The organism is Duganella sp. AC237 (genome assembly GCF_979254035.1).
This window is the reverse complement of record NZ_CEEDEW010000003.1, coordinates 6,049,039-6,073,470: the sequence shown is the minus strand read 5'-3', so window position 1 is coordinate 6,073,470 and position 24,432 is coordinate 6,049,039. Positions and strand designations below refer to the sequence as shown.

The 24,432-nt window shown below is 55.7% G+C and carries 17 protein-coding genes and 2 pseudogenes; 9 read left to right on the top strand and 10 right to left on the bottom strand.

The genetic code is table 11. The features are described from left to right. Nucleotides 1-10: 10 nt before the first annotated feature. Nucleotides 11-352: a hypothetical protein gene (locus AC0IYS_RS26895; protein WP_471708047.1), complete on the bottom strand. Its 342-nt coding sequence runs from the start codon at nt 350-352 to the stop codon at nt 11-13. A gap of 1,840 nt (nt 353-2,192) precedes the next feature. Here AC0IYS_RS26895 and AC0IYS_RS26890 point away from each other — a divergent pair. The 3 genes from AC0IYS_RS26890 (at nt 2,193) to AC0IYS_RS26880 (ending at nt 3,239) form a co-directional block, all read left to right on the top strand. Next, nucleotides 2,193-2,447: a hypothetical protein gene (locus tag AC0IYS_RS26890; protein ID WP_471708046.1), complete on the top strand. Its 255-nt coding sequence runs from the start codon at nt 2,193-2,195 to the stop codon at nt 2,445-2,447. Then, complete coding sequence (locus AC0IYS_RS26885; protein WP_471708045.1) at nt 2,444-2,737, top strand: hypothetical protein; 294 nt, start codon at nt 2,444-2,446, stop codon at nt 2,735-2,737. Before AC0IYS_RS26890 ends, AC0IYS_RS26885 begins: the two co-directional genes overlap by 4 nt. Before the next feature lie 184 nt (nt 2,738-2,921). Then, a complete protein-coding gene (locus AC0IYS_RS26880) occupies nt 2,922-3,239 on the top strand; it encodes a hypothetical protein (protein WP_471708044.1) in 318 nt (105 codons plus the stop codon). Nucleotides 3,240-3,855: 616 nt separating this feature from the next. Here the strand turns inward: AC0IYS_RS26880 and AC0IYS_RS26875 are convergent. Then, complete coding sequence (locus tag AC0IYS_RS26875; RefSeq protein WP_471708043.1) at nt 3,856-5,391, bottom strand: recombinase family protein; 1,536 nt, start codon at nt 5,389-5,391, stop codon at nt 3,856-3,858. A 503-nt stretch (nt 5,392-5,894) separates the two neighbouring features. Then, entirely contained in the window at nt 5,895-6,236 is a 342-nt protein-coding gene (locus tag AC0IYS_RS26870) for a hypothetical protein (RefSeq protein WP_471708042.1), read from the bottom strand. Between the two features lie 61 nt (nt 6,237-6,297). Here AC0IYS_RS26870 and AC0IYS_RS26865 point away from each other — a divergent pair. After that, nucleotides 6,298-6,654: pseudogene (locus AC0IYS_RS26865) on the top strand (IS21 family transposase); the annotation flags it as partial. 561 nt (nt 6,655-7,215) lie between these two features. On the opposite strand, the gene AC0IYS_RS26860 reads toward AC0IYS_RS26865, so the two are convergent. From AC0IYS_RS26860 to AC0IYS_RS26840, 5 genes and pseudogenes are all read right to left on the bottom strand, one after another. Continuing rightward, on the bottom strand, nt 7,216-8,601 hold the full coding sequence (locus tag AC0IYS_RS26860; RefSeq protein WP_471708041.1) for a tyrosine-type recombinase/integrase: 1,386 nt from the start codon (nt 8,599-8,601) through the stop codon (nt 7,216-7,218). Continuing rightward, on the bottom strand, nt 8,594-9,142 hold the full coding sequence (locus AC0IYS_RS26855; protein WP_471708040.1) for a hypothetical protein: 549 nt from the start codon (nt 9,140-9,142) through the stop codon (nt 8,594-8,596). Before AC0IYS_RS26855 ends, AC0IYS_RS26860 begins: the two co-directional genes overlap by 8 nt. Beyond that, complete coding sequence (locus tag AC0IYS_RS26850; RefSeq protein WP_471708039.1) at nt 9,135-11,426, bottom strand: hypothetical protein; 2,292 nt, start codon at nt 11,424-11,426, stop codon at nt 9,135-9,137. The genes AC0IYS_RS26855 and AC0IYS_RS26850 overlap by 8 nt, the downstream gene beginning before the upstream one ends. Beyond that, a complete protein-coding gene (locus AC0IYS_RS26845) occupies nt 11,419-13,764 on the bottom strand; it encodes a hypothetical protein (RefSeq protein WP_471708038.1) in 2,346 nt (781 codons plus the stop codon). The genes AC0IYS_RS26850 and AC0IYS_RS26845 overlap by 8 nt, the downstream gene beginning before the upstream one ends. Nucleotides 13,765-14,164: 400 nt before the next feature. Continuing rightward, nucleotides 14,165-15,094, bottom strand: a pseudogene (locus AC0IYS_RS26840) (YifB family Mg chelatase-like AAA ATPase); the annotation flags it as partial. Between the two features lie 161 nt (nt 15,095-15,255). Between AC0IYS_RS26840 and AC0IYS_RS26835 the strand changes: the two are divergent. The 3 genes from AC0IYS_RS26835 (at nt 15,256) to AC0IYS_RS26825 (ending at nt 19,939) form a co-directional block, all read left to right on the top strand. After that, nucleotides 15,256-15,519: a hypothetical protein gene (locus AC0IYS_RS26835; RefSeq protein ID WP_471708037.1), complete on the top strand. Its 264-nt coding sequence runs from the start codon at nt 15,256-15,258 to the stop codon at nt 15,517-15,519. Nucleotides 15,520-15,634: 115 nt separating this feature from the next. Further along, on the top strand, nt 15,635-18,763 hold the full coding sequence (locus tag AC0IYS_RS26830) for a glycoside hydrolase family 2 TIM barrel-domain containing protein (protein WP_471708036.1): 3,129 nt from the start codon (nt 15,635-15,637) through the stop codon (nt 18,761-18,763). Nucleotides 18,764-18,886: 123 nt separating this feature from the next. Continuing rightward, nucleotides 18,887-19,939 (top strand): LacI family DNA-binding transcriptional regulator, encoded by a 1,053-nt coding sequence (locus AC0IYS_RS26825; RefSeq protein ID WP_471708035.1) that lies wholly within the window; start codon nt 18,887-18,889, stop codon nt 19,937-19,939. 168 nt (nt 19,940-20,107) lie between these two features. Here the strand turns inward: AC0IYS_RS26825 and AC0IYS_RS26820 are convergent, their stop codons facing one another. Together AC0IYS_RS26820 and ffh are read right to left on the bottom strand one after the other, a co-directional pair. Continuing rightward, nucleotides 20,108-20,506 carry an SWIB/MDM2 domain-containing protein gene (locus tag AC0IYS_RS26820; RefSeq protein WP_471708034.1) on the bottom strand — a complete coding sequence of 133 codons (399 nt, stop codon included), beginning with the start codon at nt 20,504-20,506 and terminating at the stop codon, nt 20,108-20,110. A gap of 235 nt (nt 20,507-20,741) precedes the next feature. Continuing rightward, nucleotides 20,742-22,109, bottom strand: coding sequence for a signal recognition particle protein (gene ffh / locus AC0IYS_RS26815; RefSeq protein ID WP_471708033.1), 1,368 nt, complete (start codon nt 22,107-22,109; stop codon nt 20,742-20,744). A 204-nt stretch (nt 22,110-22,313) separates the two neighbouring features. On the opposite strand from ffh, the gene AC0IYS_RS26810 reads away from it, so the two are divergent. Both AC0IYS_RS26810 and AC0IYS_RS26805 read left to right on the top strand, forming a co-directional pair. After that, nucleotides 22,314-23,366, top strand: a complete 1,053-nt coding sequence (locus AC0IYS_RS26810; RefSeq protein ID WP_471708032.1) for a YjgN family protein — start codon at nt 22,314-22,316, stop codon at nt 23,364-23,366. Between the two features lie 8 nt (nt 23,367-23,374). Beyond that, on the top strand, nt 23,375-24,400 hold the full coding sequence (locus tag AC0IYS_RS26805; protein ID WP_471708031.1) for a M48 family metallopeptidase: 1,026 nt from the start codon (nt 23,375-23,377) through the stop codon (nt 24,398-24,400). Nucleotides 24,401-24,432 lie beyond the last annotated feature (32 nt).

Genomic DNA, 24,432 nt, shown 5'->3' with positions numbered 1-24,432 from the left:
GGGAGAAAAGTTACAGCCTGGCCCCGCTTGCAGCTTTTTTTCTGGCTGACCAACGACGAGAGAGAACCACCATGATTAGTAAAACAATCGCGAAATAGACAGCGATGTCGAAAACCAAAATGCCTCCGCGCAGAATGTCTTCACCAAATGAGAGTTTCCCCACCACCGAAACGCCTGGCATATCGAACAAGTACGCAACCGGAAAGCCACCTTTTAGTACGGGCCTGAAGTCCGAATCGCCATACTGTGCCAATTCGGGACCTACTCGCTCGACATAGACTGACAGGAATGCCAATATTGTCGCGGAGATGAAGGCGATGCCTACCAGCCGTACTTTGTTCACGCGAGACATTGGTTCTCCATTAGATGCACTTCACTTCCCACGTCCGCTTCTGGCCGTATGCCGTCACGTGTCGCTACCGGCCTCGCGTCCATTCAAGGCCAGTACGAGCACTGGCTATTTTGGCCGCAAGTCTATGCGCACTCTCATCTGTTTTATCAGATGATGCATTAAGCTCCGTATATCTCGAGAGCATTCATCATCGGTCGCTCGAACGGAGATCATGATGAGTTCGGTCTGGATATCGACTAGGTCATTCTTGTCGCCGTGTCGCGTTAGCAGTTTGCTCAGTGTTTCCGCGATCAGCAATATTTGTTTGTCACATGCGGGAGTCATAGTTGCCATGTGGTCTTTCAGAAAAGTAATAAAGACGGGGTGTGCAACGCCTTGTCAAAAGTATTTCGCGTTCTGGCGGTTACATATTGAGTAGTGTCAAACATTGTGCTGTCGGGTTCACAATTGCAGAATCAGCCAGTTACAATCGTTGAAAGTCACCATAACCGGAGGTTGGTATGCGCGTTTGGCGAAGCGAGTTGTATGCCGACTGGGAGTTACAAGGTAAGCGTAACGTCAGCACCGTCTAGACGCTGATCCATGTCAGTGGCAATCGAGCGTAGCCGGGCGGCCCAGACCCCAACAGGGTAATTTTGTGGAGTTTCGTGATTTGCTAAACTGCTGGTAAGCTTGAGCATTGCGCGCTCTCTCGCCGTTGCGCGGAGGAAATTATTACGTTAGGAGTGTCAGTGTTTAATCTCGAAATCTGCTTGCAGAATGCTCATTTGGTTTGGCGTGCGGGTCGGCACAAGTAGACCCACTGCTGCAACACCTGCGGCACGAGTACTCTGCTTCCCAACCTTGGAACATGTCCCTTCGGAGCATTACCGTAGGGGATAAGGACCAGGCAGTGGCTGCTGAAATCTTCGTTGGCGCTCCCGGATGTAGCGGCTCATTTTCTGGAGTCGGCACGTCGGACGATAAGTCACTGGAAATTCGCCCATACAAACCTTCTGTTACGCGAGAGGGGCAATGCGTGATTACCGTTAAACTGATAAATCAGGTAAAACGGCCACGGTGTCCGAAGACAACTGCTCGGACCACCATGGCGCTCAATGTGAATTCTCCGGAAAACTCATTTACAAATGACGCTTAACCGATCAGTCTGTGCTGCAAGTTTTAGCTGTCGCTTGTTTTCAAGTTAGGAACCGTGGTGCAGATTTCATGTAAATGTCAGCGTCCACCATTTTATTTTACGGATTACGATACCGTCGAGAATGGTGAGGATGCACGCGGCGCAGAGGTCTCTCTGTCGACATGCAAACGGTGCGGCGCTGTGTGGCTGACGTATCTGATTGAAGAACCACAGTACAGCCGCTCCGGACGCTGGTGGCGCGTTCAGGTTGTCCCTGAGAGTATGGCTGAAGTTTCTGTTGCCAGCGCGCGAGCGTATATCGAGCGCCAGCCTCATGGATTCGCTGGCGGTAGATTCTTTAATTCTTCAGGCCACGCAATCGTGGGGCCTATTCTTGTCGCGTAGCGATGACCTCAGCCTCGGTTTATGGAACTACATATTATTTACACTGAATCTGCGATGCTGGTGTCCAAGGAACGTTTCAGTTCATGGCGCCAGATACAGTACCGGTACACCGGCTTCAAGACCTCGCTCGGTCCTTGGGAGGATGAGGCGGTAATCGCGTATCTATCGGACGAGTACGCGGACTTGATGCCTGCTGCTTCCATCCAAGTCAATGCCTTATTGGGTTCTGAAGCGGCAGCTTGCGTACTCACTTTCCAATGAGCCCAATTTTTACGACAATTCATTCAATCAGGCCGCGCTGACAACGGCTGATATCATATGAGCCACTTACAAAATCTTTTACTTCAGGCGAAAGAAGGACTGCAGCCGTGGGAGCGCATTCCTGATGCGAAACTCCCGATCATCGTGGCGCAGTGCGGCGTTGCCGAGTTGGCCGAGATCCATGCGCGCATCGACAGTCTGAGAGAAGAGTTGGCGACTATCGAAGAGTGGGATGGGGACACGCAAGACGACATACACCTGGCGATCAGTTTTTTCAGCAAGTTAGCTGACCTGGTTGAGAATGCCTTATGAAATACGTGTCACTGATTCAAAATGGCCGCGTGCATACGTCTGGTGAACAGGTCTCCCAGTTCGAGTTCACTAACGATGTCGAACTCGCCTCGGTGGTGGCGCGACTCATTGATGAGGGCTTCGCCTTCGTTGATGAACCGGCTGGCTGGCCTCCCGCTGAAGTGCTGCGAGAGCTCAATGAGAAAGGTATTCTCAATCGGTCGTTCAAAGCAGTTACCTGGACGGGCCCGGGGATGTTTCGTATCGAAGAAGTAGTGGCGCCTGTTGGAAAGCAGTACCGCATCGATTGAAGTGGTCGCGCAAGAGGCGGGATTTGTCGCCAGCCTGTCCATCAGAAAGCATTTTCAGGCCGCGCTGCGGCTGTCGCCAGCAATTTGTCGCGCAGGCGGAGGCAGGGGGCTACATCGCGCCGCTGTTCAACAAGGATCACTATGTCTAAATATCTGATTTCGTTCCCCCAGCGCGGCGATGGTGGTGGCGGATGGTGACTGGGAGGCGGTCGTTCGCGATTCGCATGCGGTGATCGAGGAGGATAAGCTGGCGGGCGTTTATGTCTTGGGCGGTGGTATCGATGAAAGTGTGCCGCCGGTGTTGGTTTCAGCTGATGGCGCCGTGGCAGAGGGCGGCTATCCTTGGGCGCCGTCGCAGGATAGTGGCTTACCGGGCTCGAACTGGCTTCACGCGACGATGCTATTGCGTGGGCGGCGCGCATTGCCAAGGCTTGCCGTTGTGAGCAAGAGTTACGTGTCTTTCAATTTGACCCGGCATCCTGAGGTGCGCGGAGCACTCTGAACTTATTTCCCCATGCTCTAGTCTAACTTCACGAGGAAGACGCCATGAGCAATCTCTTCGACGAAGATGTGGCGGCCTGGGCGCAGGGTAAGCGTCCGCTCAGCCCGTCTTGAGTGCTGCGGCGACGTGATCCATGATTACATTACGCCGTTGGTAAGGCCCCCCCCCCGTAATGCCCCTTTATCGTCGTCGTGAGTTCTAGGGATTGATGGTAGCGGGACGCGGACCGCCGGATAGTCTTACTCCATGCTGCTGGCTTGGTTTTTTGTCGCTCAGCTGTTAGCCTAATGTTGTCCATAACCTAGAATAAGGATTCTAATGTACAAGTTGGACGCGGGCGACATAGTTCGGGTTGCGGGCGCTGGTTACGAAATGCTAATCATTGGGAGTGCTGACGAGGCGCCGGCAGATCACTGGCTGAACTCCACTTGGTTTTGTGTTTGGGAAGACGGTCATCATTTGTTCGAAGAGATCTTCGTAGAGAGAGATCTCATATTGGTCCGAAGGGAGAGGCGTAGAATTCCTCGGGGTGGCAATTTGGATTTTCCGGTCCGTCCGTCGCGCTAGGCTTACAAAACCCGTCGCCACGCCTATATCCGACCAGTCAACACCGCGATCACACTAGGCCGAAAAACTCAGATAGCCGGTTTTTGGCGTACTTAGTGAAGCCAACGACTGTCTTTTCGGTGAAAGCGATGTGCTTGCCTTCGAAGTCTGGTGCACTGAATAGGAAGTATCTTACGATCTTCGTGTTTGTACGGTCTAGCTGAGCTGCCACCACGAAGTCTACTCCGAGCGCATTCGGCGTCTCGGTGCGCCATCGATAGTAGTCGTGCTCGCGCTCATGCCTACAGTTGATGGTACGGATAGCGACGGTGAACACTCCGTTCAATCGGAAGCGATATGGAATGAACTGCCGTTCGCAAGTGCCACCTGCCAATCTAATCAGGGATTCTGTTTCTGCCTGTAGCGCGTCTTTGATCGAATACGTCCGTCTGCGGACGATCAACCAGTCGTTGTTCACCGCATGAGGCACCCGTGCGTGTTCGTAGGCGTTCGACAATGTCCCAAAGCGCCGAGCGATCAGTCGAGCCGTCGGCGCATTCTCATCCTGATCTATGAGAGAGCTTGAGATGCGGCCATGCCGTTTGAAGATTCGAGCAACAATAGTCGCGAGTTCTGCCTTGGTGTAGCGCCTGTGTCGCGCGGATCGCTCGAGTTGGGCCGAGCGGAAAAGGGCCAAAGGAACAATGCCGGGGAAAGCGCCATCACATCGGACCCATTCCTCGACCGGGTTTCGAACGGCGGTATGTCGGAGCTTGAACGAAGCCTTGTTGAATATTAAGTTGCCTATGTACTTCTCATTCTTAAGCATGGATCTGATGATGTCCGGCGTCCATCCCCCGGGATAATTAGAAGGCTCGTTCTGAGAGTTCAGAAGCCGAGCGATTCGCCGGTCTCCAATCCCGTCCTCGGCGTACCACTTGAAGATCAAATTCACGACAGCGATTTCGTGTTCTGGGCCAGGCGCCAGAATCACGCGTTGGTTATGTATAGCTTTCCATTCGCCATGTTCGAGCAAGCCTACGGGAATACCCTCGCTGCTCAAGAGGAGCCGGCGTAGACCATAGATCGCCCCGCCCCCAGTTTTGTAACCCATGCGAATGAGTCGGCATTGACCCGCAAAAACTTTGGCTGATAGCTCACGACTAAACTCGGCCGCAGCTGCCCGCTTGAGCATCTTCATAATTGTGCTAAACGGTGAGCCGTCGTTCTCAAAAAGTTCAGCGCAGTACGTCACAGTCACGCCGTTTCTTCGGCAGTGGTGCTCGTAATAAGCGCTCTCATCAATGTCCTGAAAGCGGCCCCAGCGGCTTACGTCGAACACAAGTATTGTGCTGAAGTCGGGGCCGCTCTGCACGTCCCTCATCAGCTTGCTCAAGGCAGGTCGGCCGTTAATCGTCAAGCCGCTCTTTCCAGCGTCTTCATAGACTCGAACTACATCGAGAGCTTGAGCTTGCGCGTAGTCCTGGATGCGATCAAGCTGGTTCGCAGTTGAGTACACCTGTTTGTCCGTCGACATTCGGACATAGGCAACAGCTCGCGTGCGCTCACAACGCCTGGCAAGAGGTTTCTTTACGGTTGACCCCATCTTTTTCGTCCTCGCCCAACGTAGCTACATGACTACAGGATAGGGCTTCTTCCGAATAGGTCAAAAATATTCTGGCCAAGTAGAGTGGAATGGCCTGCTTGTTCGTTTGCTCGCAGAATTGACCCATTCCGTTTGACCCGCCTTCCACTGCCTGGCAAACGACGCCACGCGGTCGTATGACCCCTCATAGCCCAGCTCTTTCACATCCTCATGGATCTGCTTCAAATTACGTCGCTGCTTACGCGGCTTAGTCGTCTCGGCCTTGAGCCACCCGGATAACTTATGTAGTTTGGCATCGACCATTTTCGACTGCTCAGTTGCTGCGGTGTCAATGCTTCTATTAAGTCATGAAAAACTGCCCTGTGATTTTTTTATCGAGCCTATTTTACGGCCCGCCTCCAAGGATACGTTGTCATTATTTATGCTGCTGCCCTTCTGCACTCGTAAAGGGGTATTTGATTTCAAGCGCTCCAATGCACTGAAATAGTCGTCTAGCATATTGCTCAAGATAAAATCTCCTTAGCAGTTTTAGCTCGATCTCGGGCTTCCACAAGACAGGTTAGCTCACGGGCCTCAGTTCTGAACTCTACAGAGTTAGGGTCAAGGTTTTCGATAAATTTCTCCTGAGCTTTGATCACCAGTTCCAGTTTCGAGAGTTTGCCAACTAAGTTTTTACAGTTATTGCTAACGCAAGCTGTACGCAACAACTGTACGGCCACCTGGTCACACGGACCTTGGTTTGTACATCCGCCAAGGATAGTTTCCTTATATGCCAATTCGCCTTTTTTGAACCGTTTCATCGTTACTTCGCGACTACTCAGCACTTGGCCTTCGAGCTGTTTCATCCGTTGTTCAATCCATTGCGCATGAGCACCAAAAAGTTGGTCGCCCGACACTAGAAACAGGCGCGCCAGCTATGTCGAGTTTGCTAACGACATGAAGGTGGCCACCGTGATCGCTTGCCACGAGCGCGCCTTCGCCGCGTTCGGCGGCGTGCCGCGCAAGGTCTTGTACGACAACATGAGGAAGATGAGCGCCATGGAACGGCGATGGCCAGCACCGCTTCCACGCCGGCTTCTTGGACTTCGCCCAGCCTTGCTGCTTCGTCACCAAGCTGTGCCAGCCATACGGGCCAAGAGCAAGCGGAAGGTCGATCGCTTCGACGGCTACCAGCGCCGTTCGTTTTACGTTCCGTTGGCGAGCCGCCGTGCTCAGAGCGGTTTGCAGCTCGACGCCGTCACCGCGAATGCCGAGATGGCGCGCTGATGCGCGAGGTGGCGAGCGAGTGTACTGCACGACGCAGGAGCAGCAGCGGTGGGATGGCGTTGGAGCGCCGCATTTGCAACACGTGGCGCCCCCGTAGCTCGGCGTTGGCCGCCGCGCTGCCGCAGCTTGCCGAACCCGAACGCCGCTACCGCGACCTGCCCTAGTGGCCGAGCGGGTCGCCGAAGCGGGCGTCGGTGCAGCACCCCCTGGCGGTCTATCAGCAGTTGCTGATGAACGTTAGCGGGGGAGGGTGGAATGAACCTCCAATATGAACGGAATCGCAGATGTGTGAGGTGCTCAAGCTGACCTTTGTGCGAAGGCGCGACGGCCCAGCAGGCTTTCTATGCAGAGATTGCCTACAGCGACTTTCAGGAGCGGCTGCTGCCCGAAGAGATTGCGGGATGGACTGCCCGCAAGTAGAGCATGATGACGCGCCTAGCCAGCATTCCAGCGATCAAAACGGCGGAGCAGCTCGACTACGACTTCGCCAAAAAGGGGCGAGGCGTAGTCGCCAGGCTTCACCTCGGCGGGATCTCTCCCCATCTAAATCTACAAGAATCATCCATTGTGACGATTGGCTAACTGAAGATCTGATTTGAGTGCGGTCGCGATACGCGTCAAATCCTCAATTCTCCGGTCTAAATCAGCGTGACCGTGAGAATTAACGGAAAGAAAATCATCTAGTTGTCCCAACGCGGCATCTGTTGCCGCTTCGCAAAGAACGAAGTCTTTCAGCGACTTCATTGAGGAAATCTCGTCGAATGCTAATGAAATATAGATATCAAGGGTGGCCAAATCAGAATGGCCCGTCCATTGTTGCAGCTCTAGCTTGAAGTCTGCCAGTTCCAGCCAAGACTTCTTGAATCCATCTTTGTCCCTGATCTTATGCCGCAGGATCATTCCTTTCAGCCTCTCGCTGATGTATCGATGGCGGAAAAGATGCCAATGCGCCGGTTCCGTGATGCCAGCTTTCTTGCAGATCAAGTTGATCTCATTGGTCAGAGTATCTAAGGTGAGTGGCATGCCCGAACTATGGCTAATGAAAAGAATGCCATGATCATTTTTCTCACCAATTGTTTTTCTGATTATCTGACGCCGAAATGTGCGGGCATAATTCGCCAGTTGTTCTAGGACGATTCTTGCGACAGGGATCATTCGGGTTGTATCTTGCTTTTTTTTAAGCGTAGTTAGCTTTAACATTGGTGCTTCATCTGAAGTTTTCAGCGCATTTTCTACGTCCAACACACTCAGATTTCCAACTTCCCCACGTCTTCCTCCAGTTTGCTCGAAGGCCGATATGCAACATAGCTGTCGCTGTCGGATACCAACATTATGATTAGCGCGTACCGCTTCTTTCAGCTTAGTCACTGTTCCGAAACCAATCGGATGTCTTTTCCCGAACGCACTTCGTGTAGGGAAGCTTTGGTGATCCCAGTAAACGGAAACATACCTCCTCTTACCGTCCCCAATGTTAACTTGCTTCTTTACGATTCGTATTCTACCATGCTCACCGATCATGTTTGGCTTGTGAAAAAGTCGCGAGACGAACAGCAAAAAATCAATGCAGCGTCGTCCAACTCTTAGTACAGAGTTCGCTTTCTTTTTTGGCCTGCCGTTTTTTTTCTCGGCGGTAAGAGTGCGGACGAATAGTGAGAAGTGAGAATCTGAAAGATCCTGGAAGTCAATCGAATTCAGCGCACAAAACCGAATCAAAGGCGAGATGTTGAGCGCATACTCTCTGAGCGAACCGCCGCGATGACGTCTATTTAAACCACGCCGAAAAAGATCCAACATATATGCGTTTGCCTCGAAGCAAGGAATGCCGCCGTAGCCGATAAAGAACGGTATATTTGCGGACTCGAGAGGCATAACTTTACCGTCTAACTCCACATTGATAGGCAAGTAAAAATCTTTGCCGGTCAACCTAAACAATTGTTTAGTCATCGCTATTCCCTTCTTGAAGTGCCTTCATTAGCGCTATATTTGAGGAGAAGGCAATTTTCGAGTCAAGCTGTCGCATATCCCGAGTGTGCCGCATAAGTGCTGTATTGTCAAAGTCGCGTCCATAATCCTCTAGTTTCTCTCGCAGCTGTACGATCAAATATACCATGGCGAAATTTTGTTTTTCAAGACCATACAGCCGTTTATTCAATTCCTCATTTTCTAGTTTCAGAGAGAGACGCGTCCCAGGTTTTGGTGATGAAGCGAGCTTAATTTTTTCGCCGAGCATGCTAGATGCGGCGAGCCGCTTAGAATTTAATGCATGAAATCCACCGCCCAAAAATTTATCGGCGGCAGATTTTTGTGTGTTCAACGAGAGCGAAATTATTTTAAATTGAGATAGATCGAGCTCCGCAAATCTATTCTGTCTGGACAACGCAGCGATAATGCTAGCCTTGTCGAGATAGGAGGACGGGTTTTCCATTATCGAAACGAGCAACTTCTCGCTGCCCAATACCGACGCTTCCAGATCATGCTTAGCCATATGCAGTCCCCTTCACATTTAGCACTAGCTTGCACGACTTTAACGTGTTCCCATTCTTGTCTATAACTCTCGCGGTTTCACGGGAAAGCTCAATTTTTCCATCTTTTATTAAACGATAAATCTCGTCTTCCAAGTAGTCTTTGCGATCGTCGAATTCAGAAAACTGCGGCTTAATTTCGAAGTTATCGTCCTCAAAAAGAAAACCGATTTCATTTTCTATCTCCTCCGCCGTCTTGAGATTGATCTTATTTCCGTTCCATTGACATTTTATAATGGGTATCAAGGAATCAAGATTTTCGATATTTTTCGACTTGTTCCACATTTCGCTAGCTATTAGCTCTGCTTTTACACCAATCAGCACCTCGCCGCCAACAGTCTCGGAAATATAATTGAAGAGATGGGCCTCATCAGTATGCGCAAGCATCCACGCAACAGCCGGTCGGTTTTCAATGGAATGGCCGTAGAAAAAAACCATCGCAAAAAAGCGTCTGAGCTGATGTTGTCTAATGTAGAACCGCGCTATGACGTTACCGTTAATAGTTACTGATTTTGTCTCGAAGTAATCGCAAGCGATATCAAAATTTTGGTTGAAGTAATTATGGTTCATTTTTGATGGTTTTAGGCCATGTGTGTGCAGGGCAATAAACAGTTGGCAAGGCATAGAGCCTTCAAAATAATCACGCATCGCGGCGTGGAATTTCTTCAGTCTCCAAATAAGTCTCGCTCCAGCCAAGATAATAGGACGCGTTATTTCCTCCCTATCTGACCCAGTGCCGGACTTGCGATTGAAAAACTGAAGCTGAAAGTTTTGAGTAGGGTTCTCAAAAGGATCCGCTTCCGGGAGCAAGCAGCTGTCTGCCAGTAGATCTGTCATTTCACCTTGGCGGCGAGCCATAAGAGCACCAACGACAATTTGTGTAGAACCCATTAGGACTCTGTACAGGTCGTAAAGCCCAATATTCGCTCTGATAGCGTCAAAACCGGAACTGTGGCAGCTATTGGGGTGGCTAGCCGACCATTGCCTAACGCCGAGTTCATATAGCTTGGGCGAGATATTTTCAACAACTATGGAATTTAGAATAGCATAGCGGATTGGCTTTCGCGCTAACGCGAAAACTCGCGCCACCGCTGTCAGAATATCTTCACCGTATTTATCGGCGAAGTCCAGACTACTACTGATCGCGTCGAATACTACTTGGGCTGGGATGGATCGATAGCGACCGGCTTGGATTAGCTGATGTCCGTTCAAGACCCCAGATACGGTTGTCGAGCTGATCACTTCATCCAATTTAAGATATCCGCGTTCTCTGGTCGCGCGTCCCATTCTGAATAGAACACTCAAATAAGCAGAGACGGCGGACTCTTGAATGCCATGGTCATGGTCTCGCCGTACTTTTACCCTGGGATATTCTGTCTCAAGGGGGGTAGTTCCAATATTGAAAATTCTCCAGTCTGGATGGACTGAATGCCCACTCAACGTATTGCGGTAAAATTTCTCTGTCAGTGCTTTCAAGCGTATTCTCCAAAATCGCGACCCCTCCATATCGTAAAATCCACGACTCAGAAGTGCTCTACGACAAGAGATTATTTCGCAATCCGATAGACCTAAAGAGTCCATGGACCGATCAATCGTAACAATTTCTGCCTCGGTTGGGGGTGCTGCTTCTGTACCTGACAGTAGCCCCAATGGTTGATACAACCAAGACTTCAAGGTATTTGTGCTTTTGTACACTGAATCACATATATCTGCCGCTCCCATTAAACGGAGAGCGATATTAATATCTGATTTGTTGACGAGATGAAGTCCGTGCTGTTCTAATTGATACTCCACAGTATTAAGAAGGAAAAAGTCGATGAAATGAAGACACTTCAATACGTTCGCATAGGCGACCAGTGGCTTTGGCTCTGCTCCACCGTAATATGGTGAGCCAATCTGTGAGTATATCCAGTGCTTAAACGTAGCTAACAAGTGTTGGTGCTTTGGCGCAGTTAGTAACTCGCCATCGGCGAGTTTTATGCCGAAGTCAACTTGCTTTCTATACTCATTGTTTAAGTTATCGCGGAATACGCAATGCCATACAGAGGAACTGAAAGATGAATTTTTTTCTAACCATTCTGGATTTTCTACAGGATCCCACGCTGATTTCTCAGGCAAGAAGAAATTTAAAATAGAAGACCTATCCGCAAGTGACGCATTTTTCAATTGGTCGCGAATCCGCTTCAAATGCTCGACGTGATTTACGGCGGATTCGCCATTAATTCGAGTTGATGATAATTTAGGCATTTTTTTGCAGGAAATTAAATTTTGGAAGGCTTTTTGCTATTTGAAAATTTGAGATGACTCGGTTCGAGATATCTGCATCATTGGCCAGTGTTGCATTGTTGATTCTCTCGACCACGTATTTGGCCGTTGGGTACCATCGAAAAATTTCCGGAACTGAAAAATCATTCGTGCATTTATTTCGCTCAACCTCTTCGACGATTGACAGAAATATTAATAGATGAATTTCAGTAACCGAAATGTATATTTCGTCGTAGTAAAGTTGACCCGAATCTGACGTTGGCATTTCAGGTCTTGTGCCGAGCTCCAAATGTGGTGGTAGCGGTCGCAACGGATGAGCATCCAAAAATTTCAGCAGATCACACTCTGGAAGATTGACTATTTCTCCAAGTTTTGGGCTTTTTTTGCATGATTCCATTATTAAAGCTGTCTGCATTATTCTGACGGATCGCTCAAGGAAGAATTGCTCAATTGATGCGGGCAAATATCGTCGCAATAACCCTGAGTGATATTTGTCATGGCCTAGATCCATGGCCATCATTTCCACACTTTTATTTTTAAAAAATCTCTTGACTGCGGTTGTGGCGCGCATTGATGTTAGTGAAAGACTAGAATATATGTCTTGCACGTTGGCAATTTGACATCTGTCTGCGCTGCTTAATAGCCTTTCACCGAGTGCTGAACGATGAGCGCGGTCGTCCAGTGGATACAGCTTTTTAATTCGCCTTGGGCGATTAAAACCATTGCCGGCGGATAAAAGTAGAAAGCGCCAATTGTCATCGCCTTCGTTTTTAAGAAACTGACGCGCCTGACGAGTCAGCTCGATTATCGATCTGAAATAATCCGCCGCAGTATCCGACAAGATAATTTCTTGTTGTGCGCCGTGCGCTTTTTTTCGCATTTTGGTGGACACAGCAATCATGCTCGTTCCCGCTTCGCGGATGCCGTAAAGCTTTCCATTCACATCAAAAAGTTCGAGATTAATGAGCCATTGCTCTGTTATTAATGGATACTCCTCAATAATTAAATATAGGAACGGCAGCAAAGCCGTATTTGTTAAAAGGCCCATTTCACGCGCATAACGATGCCGGCCAGAACCCCAAATACTAGTAATCGATTTAAAACCGCCATCGGTGAAGGGAGCCGCTTCCCAAGTCGTACACAGATTCGCGAAAGTTTTGGATGTCTTACCCCGTCCTACGGTGCCGCGATGTACGATAGCTGTTCCTGTCTTTGCTGCTTCGATGCGATTCTCATGACTCGCAATGGTTTCGGAAGCGACTTCTTGGCAAATGGCTAATACATAGTCTTGGGTTACTACGATTGACTTACAGACTTCCAGTATTGCTTCATCAGTGCGGTAGAATAAGGGTATACCAACGATTAATTTCGACCACAGCGAGTTCCCCTTTTTGTCTGTACGTATGTTTGTCGAGTTTGTGAATTTCGGCACGTGGAGTGTCGTAAACGGCATTGGGGTCGGAAAATCAGAGAATATCCCCATGAATACGTCATTGGCAATTGCAATAACTCTTTTCCACCACTTATGAAATCGGCTCAGATCCCAGCCCGATATCTGAGCCTCTAGTTTTCGAGTCTTATACATCGTATCAATGAACAATTTAGCCCCCGATGGTGTGGCCAGTTGAACCAAATCGTCTGGGCCATTGTAGACTTCATGCACGAAATCGAGGATATTCCTTAGCATTGGAAGATAAGCACGAACCGTGTTCACTGGATATGCGCAGAGATACTCGTCAACGCGCGCAGCGACTCTATCGGCAGTGGGGCTACCGAATTTCGTTGAAATTAACGCGAGATTAAGAGGCGTTTTGATATCCTCTTTGGAAGATATCACCCATCCATTGTATAAAGCTAAAGCCGCAACGTCTTTCGGGCACTCCGAAAACTCAAGTATGCATGCAAGGGAGTACGCTGTAACACAACTGTGGCTATACTCAGGATTCGGGCAGTGAGCAATGTTTTTATCCCGACAGAATATTTCCATTATCGGGATAAACACTCGCAGTATAGAATAGATATTTTTAATCGATAAATCATGAATGCTATAAAGGAAACCTATATAACCACGAATAAATCTTGCTAGGAATGTTTTTTTGTTTAGATTCAAGATTGAAGGTTTTATACCGACAATGCCACAATATGCATCAAGAAGGTGAATCGCCCTTCGCAGCATTTTTCGGTCTTTTAGACTGTATGCAAATTGAACATCGCCAATTGCATATATAGAGTCCACCATATTGGATGGGAGATTATATATCCCATATTGAATGATGATATCGGTTTGTATCCGTAGAGTTTTGTATTCGGCAGGGGTCATGCCTAAATTATCTTTAATACGTGGCCGACTAGCAAATTTTTTTCTTGGTAAATAATGCTAATTTAACCATATAAATTAATGCATGTTAAGTTAATGTTTTAGTGTATATTTCATACACTTTTATTATTTTCTTTTTGATAATGAAGAACGATGTTAAATTACGAAGAGTGTTGTTTTTTGGTTTTGCTGTCCATTCGGTTGATGTTTTGTTCGAAGTGAATTTTTCCTATTTGCAACTCTTTTTGCGAGATCCGAGAATGGCTCACCAAAAGCTCTCGGAATGTCTTGGCTGTTAGCCCGAGCCTAGTTTTGACAATTGTCAAGTGGGATTTTTATTGAACCGTGCGATAAGTCTTTGATTCATTGGGGTTTTAAGATTTTGACAGGCTCATCAATATAGGAAAACGTCGAGTTCGTCGAGGAAGAGAACACCGCGATGCGCCAGCGAAATCTCGCCGGGGCGCGGCACGCTGCCGCCGCCGACCAGCGCCACGCCCGACGACGTATGGTGTGGCGAGCGGAACGGCCTGCGCTTCCAGTGCTCGATGCGAAAGCCGCCCGTCAGCGATTGCACGGCGGCCGCTTCCAGCGCTTCCTCGTCGGTCATCGCCGGCAGCAGCCCGGCGAAGCGCGCGGCCAACATGGTCTTTCCGGCGCCGGGCGGACCGACCAGCAAGATGCTGTGGTTGCCAGCCGCCGCCACCTCCAATGCGCGCTTGACGAAAATCTGGCCTTTGACGTCGGCGAAGTCGGGATATTCGGCCGGTACGATCAGCGGCGACGATTCATGGCGCGACAGCATCGACTCGGCCGACTTGGCGGCAAAGTGCGCGCACACCTGCAGCAGCGACGTCGCCGGATAGATGGCGGCATCGGTCACCAGCGCGGCCTCGTCGGCGTTGGCTTGCGGCAGGATGAAGGCCAGGCGGCCGCCGTCGCGCCGGGTGGCCAGCGACATCGCCAGCGCGCCGCGTATCGGTCGCAGCTCTCCCGACAGCGACAGTTCGCCGGCGAATTCATATTGATGCAGGCGCGAGGAGGGGATTTGCTTGGAGGCGGCGAGGATGCCAAGCGCGATGGGCAAGTCGAAGCGGCCCGATTCCTTGGGCAGATCGGCCGGCGCCAGATTGACGGTGATGCGTTTCGCGGGAAACTCGAAGCCGCCGTTCTGGATGGCGGCGCGCACACGGTCCTTGGCTTCCTTGACCTCGGTGTCGGCCAGTCCGACGATGGTGAAGCCGGGCAAGCCGTTGGCCAGGTGCACTTCGACGTTGACTTCCTGCGCGTCCATGCCGGCAAGGGCTCGGCTTTTCAACACGGCTAAACTCATCGGTTTTCCCTGGGCTGGTGACGTGGATCAAACCAGTATAGGAAGCAGCGCGGGGGGACGGTTTGCGGGTGAGCAGACGTGCGGCTGTTTATGCGCCGCTGACAGCCGATACTTGGCCGGCGTAGCCACACCAGCCATTTCTGGAAAAATAATCGAAAAATGTGAGTGGCGAGGCGATCCTGTTCGGCGTGTCGGCCAATCCGATCGACGCACGATACATGGATTCCAACGGCGTGCTCGACGGTTCGTTAAACTACCAGCTCACCGATGAGTTTACCTTGTCGTTGAACGCGTCGAATATACTCGACAAGGCAATCAACCGTGATGTCGGCGAACCGGGCACGTATCAAACCAGCCTGGAACGCCAGCACTACGGCAATGGACGGACCTTCAGCCTGGCATTGCGCTACAAATTCGGTCAATAAACCGGGGCGCTGCTGTCATGGACAAGACGGAAGGTCACACTTCCGTCTTTTTTCGTTTTTGGAACAAAAACAATAAAGGAGATACAGACACATGGCAAAACCGATGGCAGCACAAATGACACTCCGCCTTTCCGTCCACGCATGCCTGCTGGCGCTGGCCAGCTTGTCCATGGGAGCGGCCCACGCGGCGCCGCCCACCGAGTGGGAACAGCCCGAAGTGGTCGCGGTCAATCGCGAGCCGATGAAGGCGACCTTCTTCAATTTCGAGAGCCGGGAACAGGCGATCGCCGCCGATCCAGCCGCGTCCAAATACTATCTGTCGCTCGACGGCACCTGGTCGTTCGCCTACTCCGAGCGGCCCGAGACGCGGCCCAAGGACTTCTACCGCGACGGCTTCGACCTTGCCGGCTGGAAGACGATCCAGGTGCCCGGCATGATCCAGGCGCAGGGCTTCGGCAAGCCGATCTTCACCAATATCGATTATCCGTTCCCGATGGCCGAGCCGTTCATTCCGCCGGCGCTCAACGAGGTCGGCTCCTACCGCCGCGATTTCGTGGTGCCGGCCGACTGGGACGGGCGCGATGTCTTCCTGCACATCGGCGCGGCCGGCGCGGCCTACTACATCTGGGTCAACGGCGAAAAAGTCGGCTATTCGGAGGATTCCAAGCTGCCGTCGGAATTTAATCTGAGCAAATACGTCAAGCCGGGCAAGAACAGCATCGCGATCGAGGTTTACCGCTGGGCCGACGCTTCCTACCTGGAGGACCAGGACTTCTGGCGCCTGTCCGGCATCGAGCGCAGCGTCTATGTGTACGCGGAGCCGAAGTCGCGCCTGCGCGACTACACGGTCACCGCGCTGCTGGACAAGAAGACCTACAAGGACGGCCTGTTCGCGCTGAACGCCGAGCTGGCCGGCGCGCCATCGGCCGGCGAGATCGCCGTCACCGTGTACGACGGCGACAAGGCGGTGCTCAACACCGCCGGCCGCGTGCAGGGCGACAAGCTGGCGCTGGACGGCGTGATCCGCAACGTCAAGCCGTGGTCGGCCGAGACGCCCAACCTGTACCGCCTGGTCGTCGAGTACAAGGATGCGGACGGCAAACTGCTGTCGGCAACGTCGCGCCGGATCGGCTTCCGCACGGTGGAGGTGGCCGGCGGCGAAGTGCGCGTGAACGGCAAGCGCGTGATGATCAAGGGTACCAACCGCCACGAGCACGATCCGGTGACCTACCGCGTGATGTCGATGGACCTGATGCGCAAGGACATCGAGATGATGAAGCAGGCCAACGTCAACGCCGTGCGCACCTCGCATTATCCGAACGATCCGCGCTGGTACGACCTGACCGACGAATACGGCCTGTACGTGATGGACGAGGCCAACATCGAATCGCACGGCTATATGCAGGCCGGCGACCAAGCCATGGAAAAAGGCCTGGTGGGCGAGCGCGAGAAGATCCAGCTCGGCTACAAGCCGCACTGGAAGGCGGCCCACCTGGACCGCGTCTCGCGCATGGTCCAGCGCGACAGGAACCATCCGTCGATCATCTTCTGGTCGCTGGGCAACGAGGCCGGCACCGGTCCCAACTTCGACAACGCCGCCCAGTGGATACGCGACAACGACCCCACCCGCCTGATCAGCTATCTGGGCCACGGCACCATCGGCGAGGAGCACCTGCCGAATACGTACACGGACATCTACGCGCCGATGTACGACGATATCGAGAAGATGGCCGACTATGCGGCCGATCCGCGCTACAAGCAGCCGATGATCCAGTGCGAATACGCGCACGCGATGGGCAATTCGTTGGGCAACTTCGAGGATTACTGGCAGGTCATCCGCGCCAACAAGAAGCTGCAGGGCGGCTTCATCTGGGACTGGGTCGACCAAACTGTTTACATGAACGACGACAAGGGCCGCCGCTTCTGGGCTTCGGGCTTCGACGTCAACCCGAAAAACGGCGACAACAGCGTGGTCGGCGACGGCGTCTTGCGCGCCGACCGCACGCCCGATCCGGAATACTACGAGGTGCAGAAGGTGTATTCGCCGCTGGTGTTCGAAGGCAAGCCTGCCTCCGGCAACATCACGGTGGTCAACCGCTACGACTTCAAGGACACCTCCGGCCTCGATTTCGACTGGGTGCTGACCAATGACGGCGTCGAGGCGGCCAAGGGCGTGCTGAAGGTGCCGGCCGTGGCCGCCGCCGGCAAGCGCGATGTTCCACTGCGCCTGCCCCGGATCGGCAACGGCGGCGGCGAGCAGGTGCTGACGGTGCGCGCCAAGGCCAAGGACGCTTCCACCATGGGCGTGGCCGCCGGCAGCGTGGTCGGCTGGTCGCAGTTCGTGCTGGCGCCGGCGCCGAAGGTGGCGAAGGCGGCGCGCATGGTCAAGCCATCCCGCAACGGCGACGATGTTCGTATCGAGGCGGGCAAGGCCTCGCTGCGGATGGACGCCAAGACCGGCCTGATCAACTACATCGTCGACGGCAAGATCGTGCTCAAGGGCGGCACGCCGAACTTCTGGCGCGGCCTGAACGACAACGACGAGGGCACCGGCGTCGAGAAGACGCACAAGGTCTGGAAGACCTTCACCGAGCAGCGCAATGTCCGCTCGGTGGAGGCGGGCGCCAACAGCGTCAAGGTGCTGTACAGCTTTGGCGCCGGCGCGGCGCACTGGGAAACCGTCTACACCCTGAACGCCGATGGCGTGCTGGGCGTGGCCTCGACCTTCACGCCGCTGCGCGACGACTTGCCCGATCCGCTGCGCCTCGGCCTGCGCTTCGATAACGACAACTCGCTCGACGGCGTGCGCTGGTATGGCCGTGGTCCGCAGGAATCGTATGCCGACCGCAGCACCGGCTACGCCATCGGCCGCTATACCGGCAAGGTGGCGGACCAGTATTACGATTACAGCCGTCCGCAGGAAAGCGGCAACAAGACCGACGTGCGCTGGCTGTCGCTGTTCGACGCGCGCGGCGCCGGGATCACCGTCAGGGGCGCGGCGCCGTTGTCGGTCAACGCGCTGGCCTTCCCGTACGAGGACTTGTACCTGCGTCCGCGCGGCACGTGGAAAAGCTCGGAGATCGCGCCGCACGGCGACGGCTCGCTGCTGATCGATATGGCGCAGGCCGGTGTCGGCGGCGATACGGGTTGGAGTCTGGACGGCCGGCCCCACGCCAAGTACCGCGTCAAGCTGCAGCCGGCCAGCTACAGCTTCACCGTGGCGCCGGCGGCGGTGCGGCAGTAAGCCAGCCGCCCGGCTTTCCGGCATGGCGCCTGCGGGCGCCGGCGCCGGAAAGCCGGGCGCGATCGCATATAATCAAAAGCTTGTTAAACCAAGGAATCGCTGACCAGCCAGCAAGGGAACCACGTGCCTGTAAAACAAACTGATCGTAGCCAGAGCGGCGCAACCATTTATGATGTGGCGCGCGTTGCCGGAGTATCGGCCATGACGGTGTCGCGGGTTATGAATGGCAACTCGCACGTCTCCGACGCCACGCGCGACAAGGTGACGGCGGCGATCGCGTCCCTGAACTACCAGGTCAACTTTGCCGCCCGCGCGGCCCGGGTGGGCACCCTGGGCGTCGGCCTGCTCTACAGCAACCCCAGCTCGGCCTACATGAGCGCCTTTCTGGTCGGCGCGATGGACCAGTGCAGCCAGAGCGGCGGCCAGTTGATTTTGGAGCGTTGCGACGACCTGCGCAGCCAGCGCAGCGCCATCGCCCGCCTGATCGCCAACGGCGCCGACGGCATCCTGGTGCCGCCGCCGTTGTGCGATTCCAAGTCCGCGCTGAAGCAGCTCGACCAGATCGGCATGCCGACCGTGGCGATCGCCACCGGCCGTCCCGTGGCCGGCGTGTCGGCCGTGCGCATCGACGATTACGAAGGCGCGATGGCGATGATGCGTTACCTGCTGGGGCGCGGCCACAAGGACATCGCCTTCATCCAGGGCGATCCGCTGCACACGCCGGCGCTGCTGCGCTACAAGGCCTACCAGGACGCGATGGCCGAAGCCGGCCTGGCCGTGCTGCCGGAGCGCGTCGCGCCGGGCCTATTCACTTACCGTTCGGGCCTGACGGCCGCGCGCCAGCTGCTGTCGCACAAGAGCCGCCCGAGCGCGATCTTCGCCGCCAACGACGACATGGCCGCCGCCGTGGTGGCGGTGGCGCACGGCTTGCACCTGCAGGTGCCGGAGGACCTGGTGGTATGCGGCTTCGACGACACGCCGGTCGCCACTACGGTGTGGCCGGAGCTGACCACGATCCACCAGCCGATCAGCGACATGGCGCGCGCCGCCGTCGACCTGCTGATCGACCAGATCCGCCGCCGCCGCGCCGGCGACCCCGCCCCGGTGCAGCACAAGCTGCTGCCGTTCACGCTGATCACGCGCGAATCGTCCGACGCCTCCCTGGCCGGCACCTGATCAGCTCCGGGGTCAGGTCCACCATTTCTACACAAGCCCGACCGTGGCGCGGGCTTACGCACCAGGCCGTGTAGAAAAAGTGGACCTGACCCCGGAGTTGGGGCAAAAAAAATGCCTCCGTCGCTGGGCGAGGGAGGCATCTCCGGCGCGGCGCCGCGGCCGCTGCGCTTATTTCAGGTGGTCGGAAATGAGCTTGGTCATTTCGAACATGGACACTTGGGCTTTGCCGCCGAATACAGCTTTCAGCTTGTCGTCGGCGTTGATCATGCGGCGGTTGGCCGGATCTTGCAGGTCGAGCTTTTTGATGTAATCCCAGACTTTTTTGGTCACTTCGGTGCGTGGCAGCGGCTCGGCGCCCACGACGGCTGCGAGCACGGTCGATGGGGTCATCGCTTTCATGAAAGCGGCGTTCGGTTTGCGCGCGGCGGCCGGGGCCGCGGCTTTTTTCACGGCGGCTGGTTTGGCTGCTGCTTCTTTTGCTGGTGCTGCTTTTTTCGCGGCTGCCGGTTTCGCGGCCGCGGCCTTCTTAGCTGGTGCTGCTGCTGGGGTTTTTTTGGCTGTTGCCATTCTCGAGCCTCCTTAACGAACACATGGAAAATTGCGCAATTGATCGCACCGGCTAATATTGGTGGGGTTTTAAGCCTTATGCAAGTCTTTTTCGCGTTTTTGCCCGGAAACACCACGTAAATTCCTGCCTACGTGGGCCACTGCACCGTCCAAGGGCGCAAACCCGCATATTTCCCCGTGTCCGCGCCGTGTTGGGGCACAGCCAGCGCACGCTTGCATGCCCCCATGGTCCGCCCTAGCGCATGCCCGGCATCATGCCCTTCATCGAGCGCATCATCTTCATCATGCCGCCGCCGGAGAGCTTTTTCATCATCGATTGCATCTGCTCGAACTGGGTCAGCATGCGGTTCACTTCCTGCACTTGCACGCCGGCGCCGGCGGCGATGCGGCGCTTGCGGGTGGCCTTGATCAGTTCCGGCTTGGCCCGTTCCTGCGGCGTCATCGAATCGATGATGCCGACCATGCGCCGCACCTGCTTGTCGGCCTGGTCCATGTTGGCGCCGCCGGCGGCCTGCTGGAACTGCGCCGGCAGCTTGTCGACCAGGCTGGCCATGCCGCCCATTTTCTTCATCTGGCCCAGTTGCGCCTTGAAGTCGTTCATGTCGAACTTGCCGCCGACCTTCATCTTCTGCGCCAGGTCGGCCGCCGCCTTGCTGTCGACGCCTTTGCGCGCCTCTTCGACCAGCGCCATGATGTCGCCCATGCCCAGCACGCGGTTGGCCATGCGGGCCGGGTCGAACGGCTCGAGGCCGTCGAGTTTTTCGGACACGCCGGCAAACTTGATCGGCTTGCCGGTGATGTGGCGCACCGACAGCGCCGCGCCGCCGCGCGAATCGCCGTCCAGTTTGGTCAGCACGATGCCGGTCAGCGGTAGCGCGTCGTTGAAGGCCTTGGCGGTGTTGATGGCGTCCTGGCCGAGCATGGCGTCAACCACGAACAGGGTTTCGATCGGCTTGACGGCCGCGTGCACGGCGGCGATCTCGGTCATCATCGCCTCGTCGATGCCCAGGCGGCCGGCGGTGTCGATGATCAGCACGTCGTGGTAGTGCTTCTTGGCCCAGTCGAGCGCGGCGAGCGCGATGTCGACCGGCTTGTCCTGCGCGGTGGACGGGAAGAAGTCGGCGCCGACCTGCGCGGTGACCGATTGCAGCTGGGCGATCGCGGCCGGACGGTAGACGTCGGCCGACACCGTCAGCACCTTTTTCTTCTTTTCTTCCTTCAGGTATTTGGCCAGCTTGCCGACGGTGGTGGTTTTACCGACACCCTGCAGACCGGCCATCAGGATGATCGCCGGCGGCTGCTGGGCGAAGCTCAGTTGCGTGGCCTCCGGGCCGAGGTCGGCGCCCATCAGGGTGGCCAGCTCGCGCTGCACCACGCCGACCAGCGCCTGGCCCGGCGTGAGCGACGAGATCACTTCCTCGCCCAGGGCTTTTTCCTTGACCCGGGCGATGAATTCGCGCACGGCCGGCAGGGCGACGTCGGCCTCGAGCAGCGCCATGCGCACCTCGCGCAGCATCTCGGCGGTGTTGGCTTCGGTCAGGCGGGCCTCGCCGCGCATCGTTTTGACGACCTTGGCAAGGCGTTGGGTAAGATTATCTAGCATGTGGGGACCTGCAAAACGGTAGGGTGGGCCGGCGGAGGCCGGACAATGGCCGCCATTTTACCGCATCGCGCGGCGGCGGCAGGCATGATGGACCGTTATCAAAAAGTATAATTTCTCATTGACAACACCGTGACTTGAAGGCATCGTCTTGCTTTGCGCGTGCCCAAGCGTTGGCGCGCTTATTCTAATTTGAGGATGTCCCCCATGAAGCAGTTTCAGACGGAGCCCGACGCGCAGCCGGAGCGCCTGCGTTTTCACGCCACCGGCGGCGAGTATTTCCGCATCTGGATCGTCAACCTGTTGCTGACCATCGTCACGCTGGGCGTTTATTCCGCCTGGGCCAAGGTGCGCCGCAACCAGTATTTTTATTCGAGCACGCAACTGGCCGGCAGCAGCTTCGAGTACCACGGCAATCCGGTCGCCATCCTCAAGGGCCGCATCGTGGCGGCGGTGGTGTTCGCGGTCTACTTTTTCGGCGCCCAGGTGTCGCCGGTGCTGTCGCTGATCGCGCTGGTGGTCATGGCCGGCGCGGCGCCCTGGTTCATCTGGCGCAGCTTCCAGTTCCGGCTGTATAACTCGGCCTATCGCGGCATCCGCTTCCGCTTTGTCGCGGACGTGCGCGACGCCTACGTCAACTACCTGGTGCGCCCGTGGCTCAACGCCGTGAGCGCCGGCCTGGCGGCGCCGTTCGTGCACCAGCGCGCCAAGGCCTGGCAGGTCGATGAAAGCCGTTTCGGCCAAGCGCGCTTTTCGTTCGACGCCGGCGTCGGCGATTTTTATAAACTGTATGGCTGCTTCGTGCTGGCCGGCGGCGCCGGCATCGGCCTGACGATCTGGCTGATCCTGTCCGGCGCGCCGTTGTCGCCCGAGGCGCCCGGTTACGCCGCGAACCGCCAGATGGAGACCGGCTTTGTGATCATGGCGATCTACGCCTGGCTGTTGCTGCTCGCGCCGCTGTTCATCAACATGTTGCAGAACATGGTGTGGAACCACACCAGCCTCGAGCAGCACCGCTTCCAGTCCGACGTCAAATGGGGCCGCATGCTGTTCATCACCGTGACCAATTACCTGGCCGTGATCTGCACGCTGGGACTGTTCCTGCCGTTCGCGCGCGTGCGCTCGATGCGCTACCGGATCGAGTCGCTGATGCTGGTGCCAAGCGGTAGCCTGGACGACGTGCTGGCTGGCGCGGACGGCGACGTCAGCGCCACCGGCGAAGGCATGGCCGAATTCATGGACTTCGATTTCTCGCTGTGAGCGGCGGGATGGAAACGCCGCCGCCCGGGCTGGTGCCGGCCCGCTATTTCGACGGCAAGAGCTCGCGCCTGCACCGGGTGACGCTGGAGGTGCGCGACGGCGTGGCGCGATTGGCCGGCGACGTCGAGCGCGAGGCCCCGCTAGCCACCTTGCGGGTGTCGGAGCGCAGCGGCCACGCCGCGCGCAAGGTGACGTTCGCCGACGGCGCCTGGCTGGAGGTCGACGACGCGGACGCGTTCGCGCGGCTGCTGGCGCAGACCGGCCACCGCGACGGCGCGGTGGTGCGCTGGCAAAACAGCTGGCGCGCCGCGCTGGGGGCGCTGGCCACCACCGTGGTGGTGCTGGTGGCCGGCTATGTGTACGTGCTGCCGGCGGCGGCCGGCTGGATCGCGCAAGCGGTGCCGCAGCGCGTCGAGCGCCAGCTGGGGCAGGGCGTGTTGCAGATACTCGATGGCCGGATGCTGGGGCCGACGCGGCTGACGGCGGCGCGCCAGGAGCAGTTGCGGCGGCGGTTCGCGGCGATGACCGCGCCCGAGGCGGAGGCGCCGTCGTGGCGGCTGGTGTTTCGCAGCAGCCGCGTCGGCCCGAACGCCTTCGCGCTGCCGTCCGGCGAGATCGTCATGACCGACGAGCTGGTCGCGCTGCTGGGCGACGACCAGGCGGTGATGGGCGTGCTGGCGCACGAGCTGGGTCATTTGCACCGGCGCCACCTGACGCGGCGTATCGTCCAGAGCTCGGCCGTCGCGGCCACCACTTGGCTGGTGTTCGGCGACCTCTCCTCGATCATGACGACCCTGCCCACGCTTGTGCTGGACATGAAGTACTCGCGCGACGCCGAGTACGAGGCCGACGATTACGCGGTGGCCATGTTGCGCCATAACCGCATCGACCCGTCGCACCTGGCGGCGGCGTTCGCCAAGCTGGACAAGGAGGACGGCGACGCCGCCGCCACGCCTTCCCCCTATCTGTCCAGCCATCCCGCCAGCGCAGAACGCATCGCGCGCATCCGCGCGTCCCGGGCCGGCGCACCGTAAAGCATGATTTCCCGCAATGCCGGCCTAGTTTC

What these genes read in the sequence shown, in the direction of transcription:
- ffh (WP_471708033.1), bottom strand. Translation starts at nt 22,109, where the DNA reads ATGCTAGATAATCTTACCCAACGCCTTGCCAAGGTCGTCAAAACGATG.
- AC0IYS_RS26850 (WP_471708039.1), bottom strand. Translation starts at nt 11,426, where the DNA reads ATGCCTAAATTATCATCAACTCGAATTAATGGCGAATCCGCCGTAAAT.
- AC0IYS_RS26830 (WP_471708036.1), top strand. Translation starts at nt 15,635, where the DNA reads ATGACACTCCGCCTTTCCGTCCACGCATGCCTGCTGGCGCTGGCCAGC.
- AC0IYS_RS26885 (WP_471708045.1), top strand. Translation starts at nt 2,444, where the DNA reads ATGAAATACGTGTCACTGATTCAAAATGGCCGCGTGCATACGTCTGGT.
- AC0IYS_RS26870 (WP_471708042.1), bottom strand. Translation starts at nt 6,236, where the DNA reads ATGAAACAGCTCGAAGGCCAAGTGCTGAGTAGTCGCGAAGTAACGATG.
- AC0IYS_RS26845 (WP_471708038.1), bottom strand. Translation starts at nt 13,764, where the DNA reads ATGACCCCTGCCGAATACAAAACTCTACGGATACAAACCGATATCATC.
- AC0IYS_RS26895 (WP_471708047.1), bottom strand. Translation starts at nt 352, where the DNA reads ATGTCTCGCGTGAACAAAGTACGGCTGGTAGGCATCGCCTTCATCTCC.
- AC0IYS_RS26860 (WP_471708041.1), bottom strand. Translation starts at nt 8,601, where the DNA reads ATGACTAAACAATTGTTTAGGTTGACCGGCAAAGATTTTTACTTGCCT.
- AC0IYS_RS26820 (WP_471708034.1), bottom strand. Translation starts at nt 20,506, where the DNA reads ATGGCAACAGCCAAAAAAACCCCAGCAGCAGCACCAGCTAAGAAGGCC.
- AC0IYS_RS26890 (WP_471708046.1), top strand. Translation starts at nt 2,193, where the DNA reads ATGAGCCACTTACAAAATCTTTTACTTCAGGCGAAAGAAGGACTGCAG.
- AC0IYS_RS26855 (WP_471708040.1), bottom strand. Translation starts at nt 9,142, where the DNA reads ATGGCTAAGCATGATCTGGAAGCGTCGGTATTGGGCAGCGAGAAGTTG.
- AC0IYS_RS26875 (WP_471708043.1), bottom strand. Translation starts at nt 5,391, where the DNA reads ATGGGGTCAACCGTAAAGAAACCTCTTGCCAGGCGTTGTGAGCGCACG.
- AC0IYS_RS26810 (WP_471708032.1), top strand. Translation starts at nt 22,314, where the DNA reads ATGAAGCAGTTTCAGACGGAGCCCGACGCGCAGCCGGAGCGCCTGCGT.
- AC0IYS_RS26805 (WP_471708031.1), top strand. Translation starts at nt 23,375, where the DNA reads ATGGAAACGCCGCCGCCCGGGCTGGTGCCGGCCCGCTATTTCGACGGC.